21 protein-coding genes are annotated in these 22,000 nt (G+C 35.5%); 15 read left to right on the top strand and 6 right to left on the bottom strand.

Annotated elements, in window-relative coordinates; translation table 11 throughout:
- Positions 1-21: 21 nt before the first annotated feature.
- The 6 genes from rlmN to spoVM all read left to right on the top strand — a co-directional run bounded on the left by rlmN (position 22) and on the right by spoVM (position 5,641).
- Complete coding sequence (gene rlmN, locus EPK97_RS01640; RefSeq protein ID WP_162034856.1) at positions 22-1,068, top strand: dual-specificity RNA methyltransferase RlmN; 1,047 nt, start codon at positions 22-24, stop codon at positions 1,066-1,068.
- A 7-nt stretch (positions 1,069-1,075) separates the two neighbouring features.
- A complete protein-coding gene (locus EPK97_RS01635; protein WP_162034855.1) occupies positions 1,076-1,807 on the top strand; it encodes a Stp1/IreP family PP2C-type Ser/Thr phosphatase in 732 nt (243 codons plus the stop codon).
- A gap of 45 nt (positions 1,808-1,852) precedes the next feature.
- Positions 1,853-3,808, top strand: coding sequence for a Stk1 family PASTA domain-containing Ser/Thr kinase (gene pknB, locus EPK97_RS01630; RefSeq protein ID WP_162034854.1), 1,956 nt, complete (start codon positions 1,853-1,855; stop codon positions 3,806-3,808).
- Between the two features lie 24 nt (positions 3,809-3,832).
- Positions 3,833-4,726 carry a ribosome small subunit-dependent GTPase A gene (gene rsgA, locus EPK97_RS01625; RefSeq protein ID WP_162034853.1) on the top strand — a complete coding sequence of 298 codons (894 nt, stop codon included), beginning with the start codon at positions 3,833-3,835 and terminating at the stop codon, positions 4,724-4,726.
- A gap of 1 nt (position 4,727) precedes the next feature.
- Positions 4,728-5,378: a ribulose-phosphate 3-epimerase gene (gene rpe / locus EPK97_RS01620; protein ID WP_162034852.1), complete on the top strand. Its 651-nt coding sequence runs from the start codon at positions 4,728-4,730 to the stop codon at positions 5,376-5,378.
- A 182-nt stretch (positions 5,379-5,560) separates the two neighbouring features.
- Positions 5,561-5,641 (top strand): stage V sporulation protein SpoVM, encoded by an 81-nt coding sequence (spoVM, locus tag EPK97_RS01615; RefSeq protein ID WP_162035427.1) that lies wholly within the window; start codon positions 5,561-5,563, stop codon positions 5,639-5,641.
- A 64-nt stretch (positions 5,642-5,705) separates the two neighbouring features.
- Here the strand turns inward: spoVM and rpmB are convergent, their stop codons facing one another.
- Positions 5,706-5,894: a 50S ribosomal protein L28 gene (gene rpmB, locus EPK97_RS01610; protein ID WP_162034851.1), complete on the bottom strand. Its 189-nt coding sequence runs from the start codon at positions 5,892-5,894 to the stop codon at positions 5,706-5,708.
- A gap of 178 nt (positions 5,895-6,072) precedes the next feature.
- Between rpmB and EPK97_RS01605 the strand changes: the two genes are divergently transcribed.
- Genes EPK97_RS01605 through recG form a run of 4 tightly spaced genes read left to right on the top strand, consistent with a single transcriptional unit; the run spans position 6,073 to position 11,079 of the window.
- Complete coding sequence (locus EPK97_RS01605; RefSeq protein ID WP_162034850.1) at positions 6,073-6,438, top strand: Asp23/Gls24 family envelope stress response protein; 366 nt, start codon at positions 6,073-6,075, stop codon at positions 6,436-6,438.
- A gap of 15 nt (positions 6,439-6,453) precedes the next feature.
- Complete coding sequence (locus tag EPK97_RS01600; protein ID WP_162034849.1) at positions 6,454-8,148, top strand: DAK2 domain-containing protein; 1,695 nt, start codon at positions 6,454-6,456, stop codon at positions 8,146-8,148.
- Between the two features lie 20 nt (positions 8,149-8,168).
- Positions 8,169-9,035 (top strand): DegV family protein, encoded by an 867-nt coding sequence (locus EPK97_RS01595; protein ID WP_162034848.1) that lies wholly within the window; start codon positions 8,169-8,171, stop codon positions 9,033-9,035.
- Positions 9,028-11,079, top strand: a complete 2,052-nt coding sequence (recG, locus tag EPK97_RS01590; RefSeq protein ID WP_162034847.1) for an ATP-dependent DNA helicase RecG — start codon at positions 9,028-9,030, stop codon at positions 11,077-11,079. The genes EPK97_RS01595 and recG overlap by 8 nt, the downstream gene beginning before the upstream one ends.
- A 97-nt stretch (positions 11,080-11,176) precedes the next feature.
- Here the strand turns inward: recG and egtD are convergent, their stop codons facing one another.
- From egtD to EPK97_RS01575, 3 genes are all read right to left on the bottom strand, one after another.
- Positions 11,177-12,145, bottom strand: coding sequence for an L-histidine N(alpha)-methyltransferase (gene egtD / locus EPK97_RS01585; RefSeq protein ID WP_162034846.1), 969 nt, complete (start codon positions 12,143-12,145; stop codon positions 11,177-11,179).
- Position 12,146: 1 nt separating this feature from the next.
- Positions 12,147-13,373, bottom strand: a complete 1,227-nt coding sequence (egtB, locus tag EPK97_RS01580) for an ergothioneine biosynthesis protein EgtB (RefSeq protein ID WP_170295446.1) — start codon at positions 13,371-13,373, stop codon at positions 12,147-12,149.
- 167 nt (positions 13,374-13,540) lie between these two features.
- Complete coding sequence (locus EPK97_RS01575; protein ID WP_162034845.1) at positions 13,541-14,185, bottom strand: LysE family transporter; 645 nt, start codon at positions 14,183-14,185, stop codon at positions 13,541-13,543.
- Positions 14,186-14,424: 239 nt separating this feature from the next.
- On the opposite strand from EPK97_RS01575, the gene EPK97_RS01570 reads away from it, so the two are divergent.
- From EPK97_RS01570 to EPK97_RS01560, 3 genes are all read left to right on the top strand, one after another.
- Entirely contained in the window at positions 14,425-14,712 is a 288-nt protein-coding gene (locus EPK97_RS01570) for a stage VI sporulation protein F (RefSeq protein WP_162034844.1), read from the top strand.
- Positions 14,713-14,954: 242 nt separating this feature from the next.
- Complete coding sequence (locus EPK97_RS01565) at positions 14,955-16,076, top strand: DUF2087 domain-containing protein (protein ID WP_162034843.1); 1,122 nt, start codon at positions 14,955-14,957, stop codon at positions 16,074-16,076.
- 48 nt (positions 16,077-16,124) lie between these two features.
- Complete coding sequence (locus EPK97_RS01560; protein ID WP_162034842.1) at positions 16,125-17,558, top strand: MATE family efflux transporter; 1,434 nt, start codon at positions 16,125-16,127, stop codon at positions 17,556-17,558.
- Positions 17,559-17,602: 44 nt separating this feature from the next.
- Here EPK97_RS01560 and EPK97_RS01555 read toward each other — a convergent pair whose 3' ends face one another.
- Positions 17,603-18,778: an arginase family protein gene (locus EPK97_RS01555; protein ID WP_162034841.1), complete on the bottom strand. Its 1,176-nt coding sequence runs from the start codon at positions 18,776-18,778 to the stop codon at positions 17,603-17,605.
- Positions 18,779-18,932: 154 nt separating this feature from the next.
- Positions 18,933-19,565 carry a GNAT family N-acetyltransferase gene (locus EPK97_RS01550; protein ID WP_162034840.1) on the bottom strand — a complete coding sequence of 211 codons (633 nt, stop codon included), beginning with the start codon at positions 19,563-19,565 and terminating at the stop codon, positions 18,933-18,935.
- A 233-nt stretch (positions 19,566-19,798) separates the two neighbouring features.
- On the opposite strand from EPK97_RS01550, the gene EPK97_RS01545 reads away from it, so the two are divergent.
- Together EPK97_RS01545 and EPK97_RS01540 are read left to right on the top strand one after the other, a co-directional pair.
- Positions 19,799-21,043, top strand: coding sequence for a DNA polymerase IV (locus EPK97_RS01545; protein WP_420826769.1), 1,245 nt, complete (start codon positions 19,799-19,801; stop codon positions 21,041-21,043).
- The gene (locus EPK97_RS01540; RefSeq protein WP_162034839.1) at positions 21,040-21,375 is read left to right on the top strand and encodes a YolD-like family protein; all 336 of its coding nucleotides are present in this window, start codon (positions 21,040-21,042) and stop codon (positions 21,373-21,375) included. Before EPK97_RS01545 ends, EPK97_RS01540 begins: the two co-directional genes overlap by 4 nt.
- Positions 21,376-22,000 lie beyond the last annotated feature (625 nt).

Below are 22,000 nucleotides of genomic sequence, written 5' to 3'. Positions count from 1 at the left end.
TATAAACAAGGTTGTGTGAAAATGAAACCCTTTATTTATGATTACACCCTAGAGGAATTACAATCATGGGTAAAAGAAAATAAACAACCGACATTTCGGGCAGAACAAATTTACGATTGGTTATATGTTAAACGCGTAAACAGTTTTGAGGAGATGTCTAACATACCTAAACAACTTCGCGAAAAACTAGAAGCGGATTTCAACTTTGTAACTTTAAATGAGATAACAAGGTTCGAATCGAAAGATGGTACAATCAAATTTTTATTTGAGTTGCAAGATAAAAATGCGATAGAAACCGTTATTATGAAACACGATTACGGCAATAGCATTTGTGTTACAACACAAGTTGGTTGTCGAGTAGGTTGTACTTTCTGTGCATCTACTTTAGGAGGATTAAAAAGAGATTTAACAGCTGGAGAGATTATTGCACAAGTGGTACAGGCTCAGCAAAGATTAGATAATACAAATGAACGTATTAGCAGCATCGTGATTATGGGTATTGGAGAACCTTTTGAAAACTATGATCATATGATGAAATTTTTAAATACGATGATACATGAAAAAGGCCTAAACATCGGGCAGCGACATATTACTGTTTCAACGAGTGGGATTGTTCCAAACGTTTATAAGTTTGCAGATGAAAAAACACAAATTAATTTAGCGATCTCAATCCATGCTCCAAATGATGCACTTCGTTCAAGTTTAATGCCTGTAAATCGACGTTTTCCGCTTCGTGACTTGTTGAAAGCTTGTAAATATTATATTCAAACAACAGGTAGAAGAATTACCTTCGAGTATGCTTTAATTGGAGGTAAAAATGACCGACCAGAGCATGCAGAAGAATTAGCTGATGTATTGCAAGGGATGTTATGTCATGTGAACTTGATTCCTGTGAATCATGTACCAGAGCGGGATTATATTAGGACACCTAAAAAAGATATATTTGAGTTTAAAAAAATTTTAGAACGTAAAAAAGTGAATGTGACCATTCGTAGAGAGCAGGGTCATGATATAGAGGCGGCTTGTGGTCAATTACGTGCTAAACATATGGAGTCAAGTACGAGGTGATATAATTATGAAATCAACCAATAAAACGGATGTTGGACGTACTAGAGCAGTCAATGAAGATCGGGCTGCAGTACAAACCGAGTTAAATGGGTTTACTCTTGCAATTGTGGCAGACGGAATGGGAGGACATCAGGCTGGGGATACAGCAAGTCAAATTACGATTGAAACGATTCAAGAAAGTTTGCAATCTTTAGAGGTTAACATGTCTGTTGAAGAGTGTGAGATGTCCATCCGAGAAGCCATTTATCTAGCAAATGCAAAAATATATCAACTTGCTTCAGAAAATGAAAAATATAAGGGTATGGGAACCACTGTTGTGGTTGCACTTGCAACAGTTGAATTGATTTTAATTGCACATATCGGGGATAGCCGAGCTTATAAGTATACTGATGAATCTATGATACAACTAACAGAGGATCACTCTTTAGTAAACGAATTAGTAAAAAGTGGACAAATTTCTCTTGAAGAAGCAGAGCAACATCCGAGACGTAACTTATTAACTCGTGCTTTAGGAACTGAAGAATATGTTACCATCGAAATTCATCGTCATGAGTGGCTTCAGCATGATTTATTAATGTTATGTAGTGACGGTTTAAGCAGCTTAGTAAGTCAACAGGACATGGTTCATATTTTAAGCAAAGAACAAAATATTGAACATAAGGCTAATGAATTAATTCAGCATGCGCTTGATGCAGGTGGAGATGACAACATTACTGTTGTTTTATTAGTAAATGAATAAATTGAAAATGCTGAAATTATTATACACAAGTAAAGAGGTGAAAAAATGATTGGACAGCAATTAAGCGGTCGATACGAAATATTAAATCGCGTTGGTGGCGGCGGAATGGCGCTTGTATTTAAGGCACATGATAAACTATTGAACCGTATGGTTGCCATCAAAGTACTTCGTCAACAATTTGTTTATGATGAAGATTTTATTCGTCGTTTTCGTCGAGAAGCTCAATCTGCTGCATCACTTTCTCATCCGAATGTTGTAAGTATTTATGATGTAGGACAGGAAGATGATATTCATTACATTGTAATGGAATACATAGAAGGTAGCAATTTAAATGAAGAAATTAAAAATAGGGCTCCTTTTCAAGTAGATGAAGCCATACATATTACTTGTCAAATTTGTGATGCGTTAGATCATGCTCATCAAAATCAAATTATTCATCGTGATATTAAACCTCATAATATTTTAATTGGTAAAAATGGGCGTGTTAAAGTGACGGACTTTGGGATTGCACGTGCGGCTTCTTCGTCTGAAATTACACAGACTGGCTCTGTTCTAGGATCTGTTCATTACTTCTCACCTGAACATGCAAAAGGGGTTACACAAGGTGCCAAATCTGATTTATATTCACTTGGCATTGTATTGTACCAAATGTTAACGAACAAACTTCCTTTTTCAGGGGAAAGCCCAATTAGTATTGCTTTAAAACATCTACAAGAGGACGTAGAAGAACCTCGAAAAGTGAATCCGTTGATCCCACAGAGTGTGGAAAATATTGTACTAAAATCAATGCAAAAAAATCCTGAGCAGCGTTATCAATCTGCTAGTCAAATGTTTCATGATTTAGAATCATGTTTATTACCTGAGAAAATGAATGAAAATAAGGTACAGTTTAATGATGATTTAGATGATGAAGAACATACAAAAATCATGCCTGTCATCGGTTTAAATCGGAAAGTTCAGGAGATGGATCACGATGAAACCATAACCCCTGAACATAGAGAAGGTCGAAAAAAAAGAAATCGTCTTGGTTGGATAAAACCAGTTATTTGGACTTTTACTACAATTATCATTTTATTCTCAGCTTGGTTTGGTGTAAAAGCAGTGTTGGGTATGCTTGATGTATCTGACGTAGAAGTACCTAATGTTGTTGGTAAAACTTTAGAAGAGGCAACGAAGGAGTTAGAAAACGTTCAATTAAGAGTGCTTGATCCAGTTCAATATGAGTATGATGATCAAGTAAAAGAAGGAATCGTGATTGATCAATCGGATAAAAATAAGACGGTAAAGGTGAACTTCCCTATCACTCTCACTGTTAGCCAAGGACAAGAAACAAAAATCATGCAGGATTATAAAGGAATGCAGTGGGTGGATGTTGAAAATGCTTTAAGAAAAATTGGATTTTCTGATGAAGATATTAAGATGGAAACGGAATTAAGCGATGTACCTGATGGTGAGGTAATCAGCCAATCTCCTGAAGCAAATATAAAATTCAATCCAAATGATGTTGTTGTCTCCTTCATAGTAAGTGAAGGGTTAGGTAGCGTTACTATGCCTAATTTAATTAAATATAGCGAAGAAGCGGCAGTTAATACTCTTGAACAAAAAGGACTTAAAGTGATAATTGAAAAAGATTTTGATTTAAATGTAAATGAGGGTTATGTATTTAAGCAGCATCCTTATGAACCAGAAGATACCCTCAAAAAAGGTGAAGAAATTACTATATTTGTTAGTAAAGGTGAACCTGAAGATGTGAGGAGAACAAATTATCGTGTTTTCGTTGAACCTGAGGTTCAAGGTGAAGATTCAGTCATTGAGTTTAAAATAACTGATGCCCTAGGTACGGATCGCATTGGCAATACAAAAACGATAAAAGAGGAAGAGACTTTTTTTGTACCAATTGTATTAACTTCTGATTTACCTGATGGTAAAGCTTATATTAGTGTTTATCGTGATGCAAAACATTTAGGAACATATGAAGTGAAATATGATGATTATAAATAAAAAAAGGAGGGTTCTGATTAATTTATGCTAGAAGGAAGAATTGTAAAGGCATTAAGTGGATTTTATTATGTGAAACCTCATCAGAACGGAGAACCATTGGTCCAATGTAGAGCAAGAGGGATTTTCAGAAAAAGAGAAACCCCTCCTTTAGTTGGAGATTTTGTTATGGTTGAATTATCAGAAAACGGTGAGGGCACAGTTCATGAAATTCTTCCAAGAATTAGTGAATTAATCCGTCCCCCTATAGCCAATGTGAATTTGGCAGTACTTGTTTTTTCATTAGTAGAACCTAAACTAAATTTACAGTTATTAGATAAATTTTTAATTCATATTGAAAAAGTGGGTCTCGAAGCGATAATTTGTTTTTCTAAATATGACTTATATGCTTCAGATGAGCCTAAAATATTAGATGAGTTGATTCAATATTATGAAAAAATTGGTTATCCGGTTTTGTTAACAAGTAAGAAAACAAGTGAAGGTCATGAAGAACTTTTAGGGCATATGGCGAACAAAACCAGTGTATTTTCAGGGCAATCAGGTGTAGGTAAATCCTCTCTTTTAAATGCCATTATCCCCGGGTTGGAATTAGAAACGAAACAAATAAGCTCAAAACTTGGAAGAGGTAAACATACGACTCGCCATGTTGAATTACTTGAATTGAGTAACGGAGGTACCGTAGCTGATACTCCTGGTTTTAGTTCATTAGATTTTACGAATATTGAACAGGAGGATCTGGGTTTTTATTTTAAAGAGTTTAGAAAATATATTCCAAACTGTAAATTCAGAGGGTGCTTGCACCAGCATGAACCTAAATGTAAGGTTATTGAAGCTAAAAATGAAGGGGAAATTTCATCTGATCGTTATGGACATTATCTAGGATTTTTAGATGAGATTAGCCAGATGAAACGGAGGTATTAACATGTTACGTATCGCACCATCAATATTATCAGCAGATTTTTCAAAGTTAGGACAAGAGGTTCAAGAGTTAGAATCCTCCGGTGCAGATTGGATTCATGTGGATGTGATGGATGGGCATTTTGTTCCTAATATTACAATGGGACCTTTAGTTGTTGAAAGTATTCGTCCACATACTTCACTTCCTCTTGACGTACATTTAATGATTCAAAACCCGGATGTTTATATTCCTGATTTCGTGAAGGCAGGCGCAGATCTCATTACTGTACATGCTGAGGTGTGTCCTCATTTACATCGTACGATTCATCATATAAAAGATCTTGGTGTAAAGGCTGGCGTAGTTTTAAACCCAGCTACTCCTTTGACTGTTATTGAGCATGTAGTTCATGAACTGGATTTGGTATTATTAATGACAGTTAATCCTGGATTTGGAGGACAGAAATTTATTGAATCTATACTCCCCAAGATTAAACAGCTTAGAGAGATGAGTCTTAAAAATGGATTAAAGCTGGATATTGAGGTCGATGGTGGAATCAATATGGATACAGCTCCTTTAGTCATAGAGGCAGGTGCTAACGTGCTTGTTTCAGGAAGCGCGATATTTAATCATGACAATAAACAAGAGGCAATTGAACAACTCAGAGGTGGAAAATAATTTCAATTATTTTCTATAGGTATGTTGGAGGCTTATCTTACATATATAATGAATAGCGCTAAGTATTTGGATTTGTTTTATTTTTTTAAAACCATAGTCAATTTTTTGTTTGTTATGAATATACTATATTTAAAGTCCATGTACTTATGGTCAGTTCATTATGTATCCTGGGAGGGGTAGGGATGAGATTTTATACCTTTAAACTACCAAAATTTTTAGGCGGGTTTGTGAGGATTGTTTTAAATACGTTTAATAAAAAATGATCACTATGTTCTTCAAGAACTGAAAAAAGCACCCTGCAGAGGTGCTTTTTGTCAATGTCATTTTTTATGCACGTTCAACTAATCCAGATTTTAATGCTCTAGTACTAACATAAACGCGCTTTGGCTTACCATCTACAAGGATTCGCACCTTTTGAACATTAACTCCCCAAGTACGTTTCGTTTTATTGTTAGCGTGAGACCTGTTGTTTCCCACGCCTCTTTTTTTACCAGTAACATAACATTTGCGTGACATTCCTACACCCCCTTAAAAAAATCCTGAAGCATATACGTATTCATAAACACTTTTACTATGATATCACAAAAAAATTGAGATAGTCAATGAACTTTATAGAAAAATGGATTTATTTATATTCACGAGTATAGTACAATGATAAAGTCCATATTTCTGTAGAAAAAGGAGTGGATTGAAGATGACAATTCAACTTGTTAATGAGTATGGAAAGATTATAATGACAAGTGAGGTCATAGCAACCTTAGCCGGATCGGCTGCATTAGATTGTTATGGATTAGTAGGCATGGCTTCTCGTAGTCAGCTTAAGGATGGGATTGCAGAGCTCTTAGGCAGAGAGAATTTATCTCGTGGTGTATTGATTAGGCAAGAGGGTGAACAAAATGATATCCATATTGACCTGTACATCATCGTAAGTTATGGTACTAAAATCTCAGAAGTTGCACATAACATACAAAATAAAGTGAAATATGTTTTAAATGATCTCATAGGGCTTGAAGTTCATACTGTAAATATACATGTGCAAGGGGTTAGAGTATCCCAATAGAAAGGGAGAGTAACATTGAGTAAAGTTTTCATTAATGGTACAGATTTTATGAATATGGTTTTGTCTGGGGCGAACGTCCTTCATTCAAATGTAGAAAAAATCAATAGTTTGAATGTGTTCCCAGTTCCAGACGGTGATACAGGTACGAACATGAATATGACTTTAACATCAGGTATTGAGTATATTCAGTCAAAATCTTCGGACCACATTGGGGAGATGGCAGAGGCTTTTTCTAAAGGTTTATTAATGGGGGCACGTGGTAATTCTGGCGTCATCCTATCGCAGTTATTTCGTGGATTTACAAAAGCAGTTCAAGAACGAAATGAGATCAATGTAGTACAATTTGCAGCAGCATTACAACAAGGTGTGGATACTGCATATCAAGCTGTTGTGAAGCCGATTGAAGGCACGATCCTAACTGTTGCAAAAGAATCTGCAAAACACGCTCTGTTTATATCTCACCAAACGGATCAAGTTATTGAATTATTAGAGGAAGTGATCAGTGAAGCCAAGCAATCGTTAGCTAGAACGCCTGATTTACTTCCTGTATTAAAACAAGCTGGAGTAGTAGATTCTGGTGGGCAAGGATTGGTATTTATTTATCAAGGGTTTATTGAGGCTCTAAAAGGAAATTTTCATGTGGATAATGAGATAAATCATACCGATTCTCAGCAAATTACAACTAACAAGCCGAAACCAGCTCAATCAAGTATAGCTACGGAAGATATAACTCATTTTTATGATATGGAATTTTTTATTCATTTATCTAAGGAAGTTATTTTTGATGAGTCTGTATTAAGAAAAAAACTAGCTGAAATTGGTGATTCCATCGTTTTAATTCCTGATGATGATTTTGTAAAAGTTCACGTTCATTCCAATTCTCCTGGTGATGTATTAAATTTAACGATTCGTTATGGGGAGTTAACTCGTCTTCACATTCAAAATATGCGTGACCAACATCGTGAAATTGTGGAAGAAGCGGGTAGTATTCAAGAAAACGAGACTTTCAATGAAATCGATGAAACATCCGTTGAACCGAATTTGGAACCTAAGACCTTCGGAATGGTTACTGTTTCATCAGGCGAGGGAATTTCGGATGTGTTTAGAAGTATTGGAGTTGACTATGTTCTTTTTGGTGGTCAAACGATGAATCCTAGTACTGAAGATCTTGTGAAGGCTGTAGAAAGTATTCATGCAAAATATGTATTTATTTTACCTAATAATTCAAATATCATTTTAGCTGCTCAGCAAGCGAAAGATCTAATTGAGGATAAAGAAGTCATCGTTATTCCATCAAAAACAATACCACAAGGATTGTCAGCAGCGTTAGCATTGCAAGATATGAATGATTCTGACGAGAATGAAAAAATAATGAATCAAGCGATTCAGGACGTTCATTCTGGTTGTGTGACGATTGCTATACGAGATTCGCAAATGAATGGAATCTCCATCAATGAAGGGGATTATCTAGGAATACAAGAAAATCAGATTGTAACTGCTTCCAATGAAATTGTAGATACATCTAAGGAATTGCTTAAACAAATGATCACCCCAGATAATGAAATGTTAACGGTGTTTACAGGTGAAAGTGTGATTGTACAACATACTGATTTATTAATACAATTTGTTGAGGAATTTTACCCTGATATTGAAATTGAAGTCATTGAAGGTGGACAACCAATATACGATTATATATTTTCTGTTGAATAATAATAAAATGAGGTGATTGTGTGTCTAAAATTCGATTTGTTACAGATAGTACATCGGATATCCCATTAGAAATTAGGGAAAAATACAACATTGAGATGGTACCGTTAAAAGTTCATTTCGGTCAGGAAGTTTTTTTGGATGCCATTACAATTCAATCTAACGAGTTTTATGAAAAATTGGCTGGAAGTGAAGTGTTGCCTACAACGTCTCAACCGTCACCTGTAGATTTTTTAAAGGTATATAAAAAAATCTATGAAGAAGATCCAAACTGTACAATTATTTCCATTCATTTGTCTTCAGCTATGAGCGGCACATATCAATCTGCTGTATTAGCAAAATCTCTACTTGATGAAGAGTCAGATCTTCGTATTGTGGATGCGAGATCAGCTTCTTATGGAATTGGAGTATTGATGATTGAAGCAGTTAAGGCTTATGAAAATGGGAAAAATGCAAAGGAAATCTTGGAGGTAGTTGCAAAACTGCGACAGGATATGAGAGTTTACTTTTTAGTGGATACATTAGAATATTTGCAAAAAGGCGGTAGAATAGGTAAAGCTGCCTCCGTAGTAGGCTCATTATTAAATATTAAACCGATTCTTTCCATTGATGATGAAGGAGAAATCACTTCAATTGATAAAGTTAGAGGCAAAAAGAAAGCCATTAATCGAATTGTTGATCTTTTAAGAGAAGACTTTTCAAATACAGAAGATGTTGACATGATTATGATACATTCTAATGATGTTTCTAGTGCAGAAGATTTTTCACAACTTTTAAAAGAGCAATTTCAAGTACATAACGTAAAGTTTACATCTTTAAGTCCAGTTGTAGGCACCCATGTTGGTCCTGGGACGCTTGCTGTTATAATGCGACCTCGTTCTAATGAATAATTTACATCAAATCCCGCTCCAAGATGTTCATGGATTAGGTGCGACGAGAAGTAAAGATTTAAATGCACTAGGTATTCATTCTGTTTCAGATTTAATTGAGTATTTTCCTTTTCGTTATGAAGATTATCGTTTGCGAGACCTCTCAGAAGTAGAGGATGGAGAGAGAATTACATTACAAGCAAAGATTTATAGTTTGCCGCAAGTTCAACGATATGGGCGAAATAAATCAAGAATGACGTGTAAAATGATGGTGGATGATCAATCTATGATTACAACCGTATGGTTTAACCGGCACTTTCTTAAAGATCGTCTTATTATCGGTAAAGAAATTATAGTATCTGGGAAATGGGACAGAAGAAGGCAGGTTTTGACTGTTTCAGAATCTGAATTTCCTGGTGCTAATTCCCCTCAAGCTGGTGCATTACAGCCTGTTTATTCTGTAGGAGGGTCTATCACTCAAAAGTGGATTCGGAAAGTCATCCATCAAGCACTTCAACAATATAGCGGACTCATTAAAGATCCTATACCAGCATTTTACAATGAAAAGCATAATTTGATTCCTCGTAAACAAGCCATCATGTCCATCCACCATCCTCAAAATGTTTTAGATGGAACAGAAGCAAGGCGACGTTTAGTTTATGAGGAGCTTTTTTTATTTCAGCTGAAACTGATGATCTTTCGCTCAACATCACGATCAAAAGCGGATGGTATTCAGCACGGTTTTGAATCTGAGGACATACGTAAGTTTGTGCGTTCGCTCCCGTTTCAGTTGACAGATTCACAAAAAAATGTGATCGCTGAACTTCTCTCTGATTTACGTCAGCCTTATAGTATGAACCGTCTGTTACAGGGAGATGTGGGTTCAGGTAAAACGGTTGTAGCAGCATCAGCTTTGTATGCAAATTTCAAATCTGGTTTTCAGGGTGCGATGATGGTACCTACCGAAATACTAGCTGAACAGCATTTTCAATCGTTACAAGAGTTATTTGCACCCTATGGGCTTGAAATAGGATTGTTAGTCGGTAGTTTAACGAATAAACAACGAAAAGACGTTCTTGCATCATTACAATCAGGTCTCATTGATATCGTGATCGGTACTCATGCTTTAATACAGGAAAATGTCCATTTTAGAAACTTGGGGTTCGTTGTAACAGATGAGCAGCATCGTTTTGGTGTCAATCAACGAAGTGTATTTAGGCATAAGGGGTTGAACCCTGATGTTCTTACAATGACAGCTACACCGATTCCTAGAACGTTAGCTATTACTGCTTTTGGGGATATGGATGTATCTACATTAAAAGAGTTGCCAAAAGGTCGAAAGGAAATTAAAACATATTGGGTTAAACATAATTTGATGAAAAGAGTGCTTGCTTTCATTCAAAAGGAACTGCAAGTTCATCGTCAAGCTTATGTTATTTGTCCATTGATTGAAGAATCAGATAAGATTGATGTACAGAATGCAATAGATTTACATGCAGAAATACAAGAGGTTTTAACGGGTTACAAAGTAGGATTATTACACGGAAGGCAAGTTGCGGACGAAAAAGAGCAGATCATGTCACAGTTCAGTGAAAATGAAGTGCATGTACTCGTATCTACAACGGTAGTAGAAGTTGGAGTCAATGTGCCTAATGCTACTGTCATGGTCATTTATGATGCAGATCGTTTTGGTTTATCACAGCTACACCAGTTACGAGGGAGAGTTGGAAGAGGACAAGCCCAATCATATTGTATACTTATTGCCGACCCCAAATCAGAGATGGGTCAAGAGAGAATGCGCTCTATGACGAAAACGAATGATGGTTTTGAAATCGCACGTATGGATTTAGAATTAAGGGGACCTGGTGACTTTTTTGGTACAAAACAAAGTGGAATGCCTGAGTTTCGAGTTGCAGATCTAGCTCATGATTTTGAGGTGTTAGAGATGGCACGAGAGGATGCAGCAGAGTTAGTGAAATCAGAGGAGTTTTGGACTGCTGCTAAATATTTACCACTTCGTGAACTTTTGGAAAAGGATCAGTTATTAGAGAAGGAATTAGACTAAATATTCAAGTAGAGCGGTTGTTTGAAATACAATCAAAGAAAAGTGAGCGACTCGTTATTCTTTACAGTTTGAATGGAAAGAAACGTAGTCGCTATAATCATTTTGGGATGGGTTCAATATACGTTACGGCAAAGTAATTTTGTTTATCGGTCCAGAAATTACGCAAGCAAAGTCCTACTTTGACTAATGCTTGTTCGAATTCTTTGAGGTCGAACTTATAAGAATTCTCTGTATGAATCGTTTCTTCGGAAAGGAAAGAAAAAGTTTCATCCCCAATCTTCACTTCTTGATTCGTTTTGCTGATAAGGTGCATTTCGATTCTATTTTTATCATTGTTGAAAAAAGCATGATGTGTGAATTGTTCCACTTGAAAATTTGCATGAAGTTCTCTGTTCATTCGGTGTAACAAATTTTTGTTAAACTCAGCGGTAATGCCTTGTGAATCGTTATAAGCTGCTTCTAATAAAAGGGGTGATTTTTTTAAATCAATGCCAATAAGTAAACCATCATGGTGGTTTATATTTTTGGCTAATTGGCACAAAAACTTCTCCCTGTCATTTTCTTCTAAGTTTCCAATCGTTGATCCAAGAAATAAAATAACTTTTTGTTCTTTTGAACTCTGACATAGAAACGATAAGGCTTGTGTATAGTCGGCACGAATTGCTTTTACATCCAATAAAGGAAAGGTATCGAGTAATTTTTCAACGGTATTATTCAAAGCTTCTTGAGAAATATCAATGGGGACATATCGATTTCCTCTTTGCAAAGATTCTAAAATTAGTTGTATTTTTTCTTCACTGCCGCATCCTAACTCAAATAGTGGAGAGTTATGACCAATCAGAGCACAAATATCAGAATGAAATGTGGTCAAGATCTCTTTTTCTGCACGGGTTAAATAATATTCGGGTAAGGTGGTGATCTGATTAAAAAGTTTGCTGCCTCTTTCATCGTAAAACCATTTGGGATGTAACTGTTTTTGGTCTTGTCTTAATCCCTTTAAGACTTCTTCTTTTAAAGAGGAGATAGGAGGATTCAAATCAAGGATCATATGGTTTGGTTGCATCATATTATCGTTCCTCCTTAGCTAAACGAATGCCACTAAACTGCCATCTTTTATCTGGGTGGAAGAAGTTGCGATAAGTTGCTCGAATATGATTGCAAGGAGTAGCAATGGACCCACCACGTAAAACCATTTGGTTGCTCATGAATTTCGCATTGTATTCTCCTAATGCCCCTTCTGGTCTTGCGCTTTGTGGATAAGGAGTATAAGGGCTGGATGTCCATTCCCAAACTGTACCAAAAATGGTTTTGTCTGATTCGTAACTTTCATTAAAAAGAAGGTTTTCTAGAAACTTTCCTTCAACTGGTGCATTTCGAAATGCAAGTTCCCATTCTTGTTCGGTAGGAAGGCGATTACCGGTCCATCTTGCATAAGCATCCGCTTCATAAAAGCTAATATGTGTAACAGGTTGTTTTTTTTCTATGGGTTTTAATCCAGAGAGTGTAAATTGAAACCAAGTTCCGTTTATGTATTCCCAATATAGTGGTGCTTTCCACTTTTGTTTTGTAACAGTTTCCCAGCCATCAGAAAGCCAGTTTACGGCTGTCTCATAACCGTTATCTTCGATAAATTCAAGATATTCACCATTTGTTACGGGTCTGTTGGCGATTGAAAAAGGATATAGATAGTGTTTGTGAGCAGGTTGTTCATTATCGAATGAAAAATCTTGATTATTGGTTCCAATTGTTGTAGCTCCTCCCTCAAAATAGTCCCATTTTAGGGGTAGGACTGACGTATATTCCGATGGATTATCAATATCTTCTTTATAGGCAGGCTTTAATGGGTTAATTGAAAAATTATATTTAAGATCAGTAATTAAAAGTTCTTGATGTTGCTGTTCATGGTGAATGCCTAATAGAATTAAGGAATAAAACTTTTCATCTAACTCATCACTTTGATTTAAAAGTCCAATGATTTCTTCATCAACTGCACGCCGGTATTCTAGTACTTCTCTTACTGTTGGGCGAGAAATAAGACCCCTTTTTGATCTTGGAAACGGTTTACTTAATGTTTCATAGTAGGAATTAAACAACTTCCTTGCATCTTCTAAGTAATAGTAATACCTAGGTGTATAATCCATTAAAATAAAGTCTTCAAAAAACCAGGTTGTATGGGCTAAATGCCATTTGGGAGGACTTACATCTACCATGCCCTGTATACCAAAATCCTCAGTTTCTAAGGGTTCAACAATTTGTAGTGATAAGTTTCTTGTATACTGGTATTTCTCTAACAGTAGATTACTTCTTTTTGTTTGATTATGAATAACGATCCCTCCTTTTTGTTGGCTGAATTAGCAGCGTATTATAATTAAAAGAATATATGACTTCTGTAGATACATTATGAACGAATATGTAATCTAACTAAATAAATACGAAGGTTGAGTACTTGTTGCTAACATTGTTACATCATATCCAGCATTCTTATAATGGCTTGGTAACTTAAATGAAGGCCAAATCCTAGTATGATAAGACTTGCAACAAAAGAGATCCATTTAAGTGTGCTTGGTTTAAGTGATTTTCTCCCAAAGTGAACGGTGAGAGCTAAGTTTAAGTTCCACAACCCTATCCCTATAAAAACAGCACTGCTGATAAAGAATGCTTTGATTTTGTTGTCGTCGTTAAAGGTTTCACTTAACACTGATCCATATATACCTAGCCAAAAAAGAACATTTAGGGGGTTAAAAGCAGCGATAAACGCTCCTGTTAAAAATGAATCCATCAATCCAGTATGGTTAGAGTGGGTCCATTCATTAACCATTGTTGATTCTTTTTGCTTTCTTAAACTTTGTAAACCTGTATGCATCAACACCGCCGCACCGAAAATAATGAAAGTAAGCTGAATCCCCTCTAAGGTTAACAGTTGTGCAAATCCCTGGTACATGAGGAACATTAAGATACAATCAGCAGTCATTCCGCCTGCGCCTACAAAGAGAGACGGCCAGAATCCTTGAGATAATCCTCTTCTAAGAATTTCAATATTAATCGGCCCAATGGGTGCTGCGATGGATAACCCAAGAACAATATGTTTAATTAAAAGTAAGGACATCTTTTTACGCTCCTTTATAGCCTGTCTTTATAGTAATTAGTTATATTAGGAGAATGTAATATTATGCCAAGAACAATCATGATTTGTATGAGCACACCACAAATGTATTAAAAAATGAGTTAAATAAATCTGGATTTTCCTTACTTGTAATTTGTTGTAAAGTTTTTGATTTTTCTTTTCATTTATAGGTACATATTTAACATCTTCATCATAAACATTGCATTATGGAGGTGTGATTAATGGGCTATCAAGAATATGGAATACCCAAAGCACTGGTGGAGCGTGTGAAGAAAAAATTGCAAAACGATGTATACTTAGAACGAGTAAAAAAGGCATTAGAGGGTGTTACAAAAAAAGATCTGCAAAGTCGTACAAAAGTGAAAGCTCTTTTACAAAAAGCGTCCAAAATTTTAGGCATCAAAGTTGACACAGTAATAAGCAATAAAATCATTAAATTTGTAATTGATCAAAAAATTGATCCAAACAATACATTTCATATGATAAAGTTGTGGGGAATGTTTAGGTAAAAATTAATGAAATAGCAACCCATTTACGGTCCCTCTTATGTGTCTAATGAGAAGGGATTTTTTTTGAATCGTTTTACTCCTCCCGTTATATCCATTTGGATGTAATGGATTTTTTGTTTTAGGTAGACAATTTGAAATGAAGTTGACTTTTTATAGACAAATAAATATAATGTTTATAAATAAACAAACAAAAATAATTAAAATCTATTTATTTATAGATAAAGGTGAAAGGTGTTTATAAAATGAAAAACTCAGACTTATTTTGGAATGCGTCACTTGAAGAAATGAAATGTGGATTTAAAGAAGAAGAGGAATATTATACATGTTTGCTTTGTGGTGAAAAAGTGGAGAAGGGGATTATTTATCCTAACGATGGTATTTTGTATGAGGCTAGCAAGTATATACGAATTCATATAAATCGAGTTCATCAATCGGTATTTGATTATCTTATTGCCATGGATAAAAAAATTACGGGTCTAACGGATCACCAAAACACGTTGCTCCGACTCTTTTATGAGGGGAAAAATGATAAAGAAGTTCAGAAGGAAACTGGAATAGGAAGCGCTTCTACGATTAGAAACCATCGTTTTGCTTTAAAAGAGAAGGAACGTCAGTCTAAAAGTTTTTTAGTGATGATGGAGCTTTTAAAAGAAAATGACAAAAAAGCAACTAATTTTGTTATCCCTCATCAAACAGCAACTATGGTGGATGATCGTTATGTTGTTACTGAAAAAGAAAGTGCAGATATCTTAAAAAAGTTCTTTCCTGAAGGTACTGATGGTCCCTTAAAAACATTTTCAATGAAGCAAAAACATAAGTTGGTTGTTCTGAGAGAAATCACTAAAAAAATTGAAAGTAAACGAATCTACACTGAGAAGGAACTGAATCAAATTTTGGCTACAGTGTATGATGACTATGTGATTTTAAGAAGGTATTTAATTGAGTATGGCTTTTTAGACAGAAAATCAGATGGTAGTGAGTATTGGTTGAAGGAGGGAGAAGAGATGTTGAATAGAAAAGAAGCGGTACAAACCTATATGGATACAAAAATGGAAGCGGGTGTGTATCAGATTAAAAATAATCAAAATCAAAAGGTTTTTATTGGTAGCAGTATGAACTTGAAATCTATGAACGGGAAACAATTTCAACTGGATATGGGTAGTTACCCTATTAAAAAATTGCAAAGTGATTACAAAAAGTATGGGAAAGATGCGTTTTCTTTTGAAGTATTAGAGCTCTTAGAACATAAAGAGGATGAACATTTAGATAAATGGGATGTTTTGAAAAAACTTGAGGAAAAATGGCTAAGTGAATTACAGCCATATGGAGATAAGGGGTATAACACGAAAAAATCGAGAAAATAACATACCAGAATAAATGAATATCCTTGAACGTGAAAGGAGGTGAAAAAAATGAGCACAGGACAAGAATCAATTTTAGAAAAAGAAATGAAAGAACAAAAAAATGAAAAGGATGATGATAAATTAACCAAAAGTATATTAGAAGGACCGATTGTCCCCATAAGTTTAAAACTAGCGATTCCTATATTAATCGCAAATGTTTTGACGCTTGCTTACAATATTGTAGATACATTATTCGTTTCAGCAATTGATAAACATTCAACTGCTTTAATAAGTGGTTTGGGACTGATTTTCCCTATTTTTGTTTTTATTATGGCTATATCCAGTGGCCTTTTTATTGGAATAAGTGCATTGGTTGCTAGGGGGATTGGTGAGAAAAACAATAAGTTACTTGATAAAACTGCAGATTCTGGATTGATGTTGGGCTTATTGATTTCCTTGTTGACCATTTTGTTTGGATATTTGTTTAGTGATAACATTGTTCAAAAATTAGCTGGTACCGAATTAAGTATTGAAGCAATGGATTATGGACTTACCTACTTATACTTCCTGTTACCTGGTTTAGGTTTTATACTAGTGACACAAGTATTATCTGGAATTTTACAAGGAGAAGGATTAGCTAAATATGTTGCCTTCTCAATGCTTATTTCAACACTATTGAATATTATTTTGGATCCGATTCTTATATTTGGTTTTGATATGGGGCTTGCAGGAGCTTCCCTAGCCACAACAATCTCAATCATGGTTAGCTGTTTATATGTTATGTCCATATTTAAAAAGAAGTCAAACATAAAAGTGAAATGGGGGATAGTTCATGTTGACAGGAAAGTTATTGGTGAGATCCTTAAGATTGCTATACCAGTTTTATTAGTGACGGTAACTTCGGGTGTAGGTTTAGTATTCTTGAATTATATTGTAAGTTCGATTAGTGAGAGTGCAATGAATTCTTGGTCATTAGTAGGAAGGAGCGATGAGATTTTTAGAATGGCTGGCTTTGCTTTTGCTACCTCTACGATTACTTTAGCTGGACAGAACTTTGGTAGAGGTAATTTAGAAAGGGTTAAACAAATTTATAAAACAAATGTGGGTTTAGGTCTGATCTGTTGCTTGTTATTGGCACTGATATATAACTTAGTCGCTTATCCTTTATTTTCTTTGTTTTCATCTGTACCAGAAGTGGTAGATAACAGTGTAACCCAAGTTAGAATGCTTTCTTTAACTTTTCTTGGCGCAATGGTATCACTTATTTCCATATCTATTTTCCAGTCAACAGGTAAACCTTTGTTAGGGGCTTTATTAAACTTTGTCATTGTCATACTTCTGACTGTTCCATTGGCTTATGTACTGGTTTATCAATATGATTTGGGGTTGTATGGGATTTTTATATCCATTGGCATCGTTAACGGATTATTTTTATTTATCTCGTATTTATTAACACAACTTTATTTGAAAAAATTGAAATTTAAAAATATAACTAATTTGTAATGACTAAGAAATCCCGTTCTTTGTATCATATCGGGATTTCTTCTTCAACAATATGTTAATGCCATTTCTTTTGTTTTTTCATTCTGTTTTGTAATTTCCGCACGTCTAGGCATTGGATCCCATTCGTCTCTTTTATCTAACCAAGTATTTGTAAGTATTTTTGGACTTTCTTTTTGCCACTGCTGAATCCAATCTTCAGGCAGAGTAAGGTATGGTTTTTCTATAAGAGAATGGATTAATGGATGATCTGTCATCACCATCCACAGCAAACTCCATGCCCTTGGTACAACACGATAAATATCGTATCCTCCGCCACCGAGTGCGATCCATTTTCCATTGCAGTATTCATGAGATATGTTATGAATAATTTGGGGCATTTTGAGATAAATATTCATGCTGCAATGTATGTGTGAAAGAGGATCATATACGTGTGCATCACAGCCATGCAAGCTGACAATGACATCTGGTTTGAAGCTCCTCACAATTCTTTCCAATGTTTCACTGAAACATTTTAGCCACGATTCGTCCTCTGTATACGGTTGCATAGGAAGGTTTAAATTATATCCAAAACCGCTATCTTCGCCTCGTTCGGTTACATACCCTGTACCTGGAAACAAGTATTTGCCTGTTTCATGTATTGAGAAAGTAAAAACCTCTGGATCCGCATAAAAAGACCATTGCACCCCATCTCCATGATGCACATCTGTATCTACAAACAATACCTTTGCACCATAATTTTTACGGATGTATTGAATGGCAATTGCGGCATCGTTGTATACACAAAAACCAGCTGATCGATCTGGCATGGCGTGATGCAATCCTCCTCCTAAATGAAGAGCGTGTGAATATTGTCCTGACATGACTTGTTTACTTGCTTCTATTGAGCCTCCAGCCACGATAGATGTAATTTCATGCATGTTTACAAAATGAGGTGTATCACCTTTATCAAGTCCAAACTTTTCAGCCTGAGACAATGCATTTTTTGATGGGGAAGGGGAGCTTAATCCCTTCACTGCTTGAATAAACTCGGTTTGATGTACAGCATGAATAGATTCATCTGAAGCTGGTTTTGGAGTGATCATATTCTCTTCATTTAAAGCACCGGATTTTTTCAGTAGGTCTATCGTTAAAGTTAGACGTTTTTGATTAAAAGGGTGATGTTCATTAAATTTATAGTTTAAGGTTTGAGGATGATAAATAAATGCTGAATTTATACTCACTTTCCTTGACTCCTTTTTAGCTTCTTTTCGGTTTCTTCTAGATGTTTTTAATCCTTTCAAAGTTTCGCTTCACTTTTGTGGTTTTAGGTTTATGGGGGTCCCCGAAAAGTATTCGGATTAAGCTACAATACATTACTTCACTTTTTGGGGTTGGCTAGTACATGAAACGGCGTTGGAAACGGACTTGATCAAATTTCTCCTCTGAACTCATCGGCACGTTTTTTCCGATGCGCACCATTAAACAGTTTGCGGGATGTGAGCAGATTTCAGGATCGTCTGTGGCGTACCATGTCATACCAGCAGATTCCATCAACCTCTCCATCATTTTTCGATAATCCCAAACACTTAAGCCACTGCCTTTTAAATCCCAGTGCCAGTAATATTCGGTCGTAAATACGATATAATTTTCCAATTGATTTTTAAAAAAAGCATGTTGAATCATCTTTTTTCCCAAACCGTAAGATCGATAGGGGAAAGCTACTTCTATAGCACCCAGCTCTATTAAATCTTCCATATTTCCTTTTGACCATCTTTCCAATTCATCAGCATAGTGGAAGGTGACGTAACCTACGACGATATTTTTGTTCCGAGCAATGATGATTCTACCTTCCGGTAAGGAGGTAATTTCAATTAGCGCTTTTTGTTGTTCTTCCGGTTCACGAAAGGCAACTAAACGTTCATGCATGGTTAACGATTTTAATTCGGCTGAAGAAACTGGACCTTCTATGTAAATTGTTTTATCTTTAAATTTTAATTCTTGTTGATGAGGGATTTTTATATGTTCCATACCGATTCCCCTTTCAAAAATTGATCCTTATTATCATTTTACAGTTATTTTATACAAATAGGAATCAAATTTAACAAGAGAATGTAAACAATTATAGACTAAAACATATTCATCGTAATAATAGTCCCCTTCCCTATACAATCATTGCTGTAAAAATTAACCGGTTGAATCAGGAATATATGTTCGATATATTGAATACAATAAGTATAGGAACATATATTCTGTTTAGGGTGATGGGAATGAATAAAAAAGAGCGTGTAATTATGCTGGTTGACTGTCAATCGTTTTACGCTTCGGTTGAAAAGGCAGCACATCCACAATATAAAAACAAACCTGTTGTCGTGGCCGGAGATCCTGCTCGCAGATCAGGTATTGTCCTGGCAGCTTGTCCATTAGCTAAAAAACACGGGGTGGTGACAGCGGAACGGTTGGGGGAAGCGATGGGTAAGTGCCCCGATTTAGTTGTCCTGAAGCCTCAAATGCAATTATATATTGATGTTTCTTCTCAAATTACTCAACTTTTGGAAACCTTCACCGATTTAGTTGAACCCTATTCTATTGATGAACAGTTTCTAGATCTTACAAATACGCAGCATCTATTTGGAAAACCAGAGCAAATTGCTGAACAAATTCAAGAAAAGATCATGGACGCTACAGGTGTATATACAAGGGTGGGCATTAGCTATTGTAAGGTAGTTGCAAAAATGGCGTGTGATAATTTTGCTAAAAAAAATAAAAAGGGAATTTTTGAGCTTCCTAAAAAAGATTTGCAAACTGTACTTTGGCCCTTGCCCATACACAAACTGTTTTTAGTGGGCTCCCGAATGAATACACATTTATTACGTTTGGGGATTCATACGATAGGAGATTTAGCAAATACACCACTTTCTAAACTTCGGGAAAAATGGGGGGTAAACGGAGAGTTGCTTTGGAAAATTGCCAAGGGCATGGATGCTTCCCCAGTAACACCTCAAACCCACGAAAAGCAAAAAGGGATTGGGCACCAAATGACATTACCGAGAGATTATTGGAGCAAAACAGAGCTCGAGGTTATTTTATTAGAAATAACAGAATTGGTTTGTCGTAGGTGTCGTATGAAAGGCTATATGGGTTCTGTTATTTCTGTAGGATGTAGAGGAGCTGATTTTGATCGTCCGACTGGGTTTCATCGACAGAAAAAAATAACAGTTCCAACAAATGTAACGAATGAAGTATATGAAACGGTTCGCCAGTTATTTTATACACATTGGGATGGCTCACCTGTACGCAGCCTCGGGGTTTCTTTAACACAGTTGGTAAATGATCAGGAATATCAATTGAGCTGGTTTGATCCATTTGAAAAAGATCGTTCGTTGGAAAAGGCGACAGATGGGTTAAAGGATAAGTATGGGGATGCGATTATTATGCGCGCAGCCTCTGTGGCTGAAGCGGGTCTAGCTAAAGACAGAGCAGCTAAGATTGGAGGACATTATAAGTGAGTAAAAAATTGGAGGGAAACGGATTGTGGGAATCTAGCCGCATGATGCTTCCAGAACATAAAGAGCGTATTAATTTGTATAACGAACAGCGAAAGAAGAAGAAGAAACCACAGCTTGTTGAGGAAGAAGTTGGAATGATATCACAACGTTTGTCAGATTCAATGTTAGATGGTGCAGAGATTACAATAGAGCTATTTAATGAAAATGGGAAAAATCAATTTGCAACAGGAATAGTCAGCAAGATGGATTCGGCATTAAGGCGCATTAAATTACAATTTTATAATGATGATTACGAATGGATTCAGTTTGATATTATCGTGGATGTAAAATGAAAAACACGGTTCTGTAATCATTTCATAAGTAAGGTCATGTTTTTCTTGTAGTGAACTTTGGTACTCAAAACCAACAGTCCATTATTTCCCTATTATAATGGACTGTTGACAAGGGGAGAGCAATCATTGTTAGTGATCACTATCTAAATATTAGTATATATCATTTGATATAGTGAATTCAATAGAAAATGATGGATATAGTTCTTAAAAAAATAGCATTGAAAGAAATGCAGGAAATCAATTATCTACATAACAATATGCAATGATTTGTGAGCCCTCATTCTTTGTATCGTTTATGTACCCCTAGTAGTAGAATAATCATTAAGGGTTTTTACAACAATAGTCCACAATCATATTTGTGAAAGTGGACTATTGCAACTATGGGATAGTTTATTAAAAGTGTTTGAAGAAAAAATTCTTCTATTCATCTTTCAATTAACTACTGACAATGATAAACATTTAATGCTAAAAAATAAATAATTTGTAATAAAAACATGCAATGTTTTAAATTTATCTGTATATGCAGTGGCTGGTCCCTTGATTCACAGCAATCTTACAAATAGTTTGCAATATCTATCAAAAAGGTTTGAAAGGAATAATAGAGCAAACTTATTTATTCTTTTTT

The organism is Chengkuizengella sediminis (assembly GCF_010078385.1).
Classification (GTDB): Bacteria; Bacillota; Bacilli; order Paenibacillales; family KCTC-33759; genus Chengkuizengella; species Chengkuizengella sediminis.
This window is presented reverse-complemented; position numbering and strand designations above follow the sequence as displayed.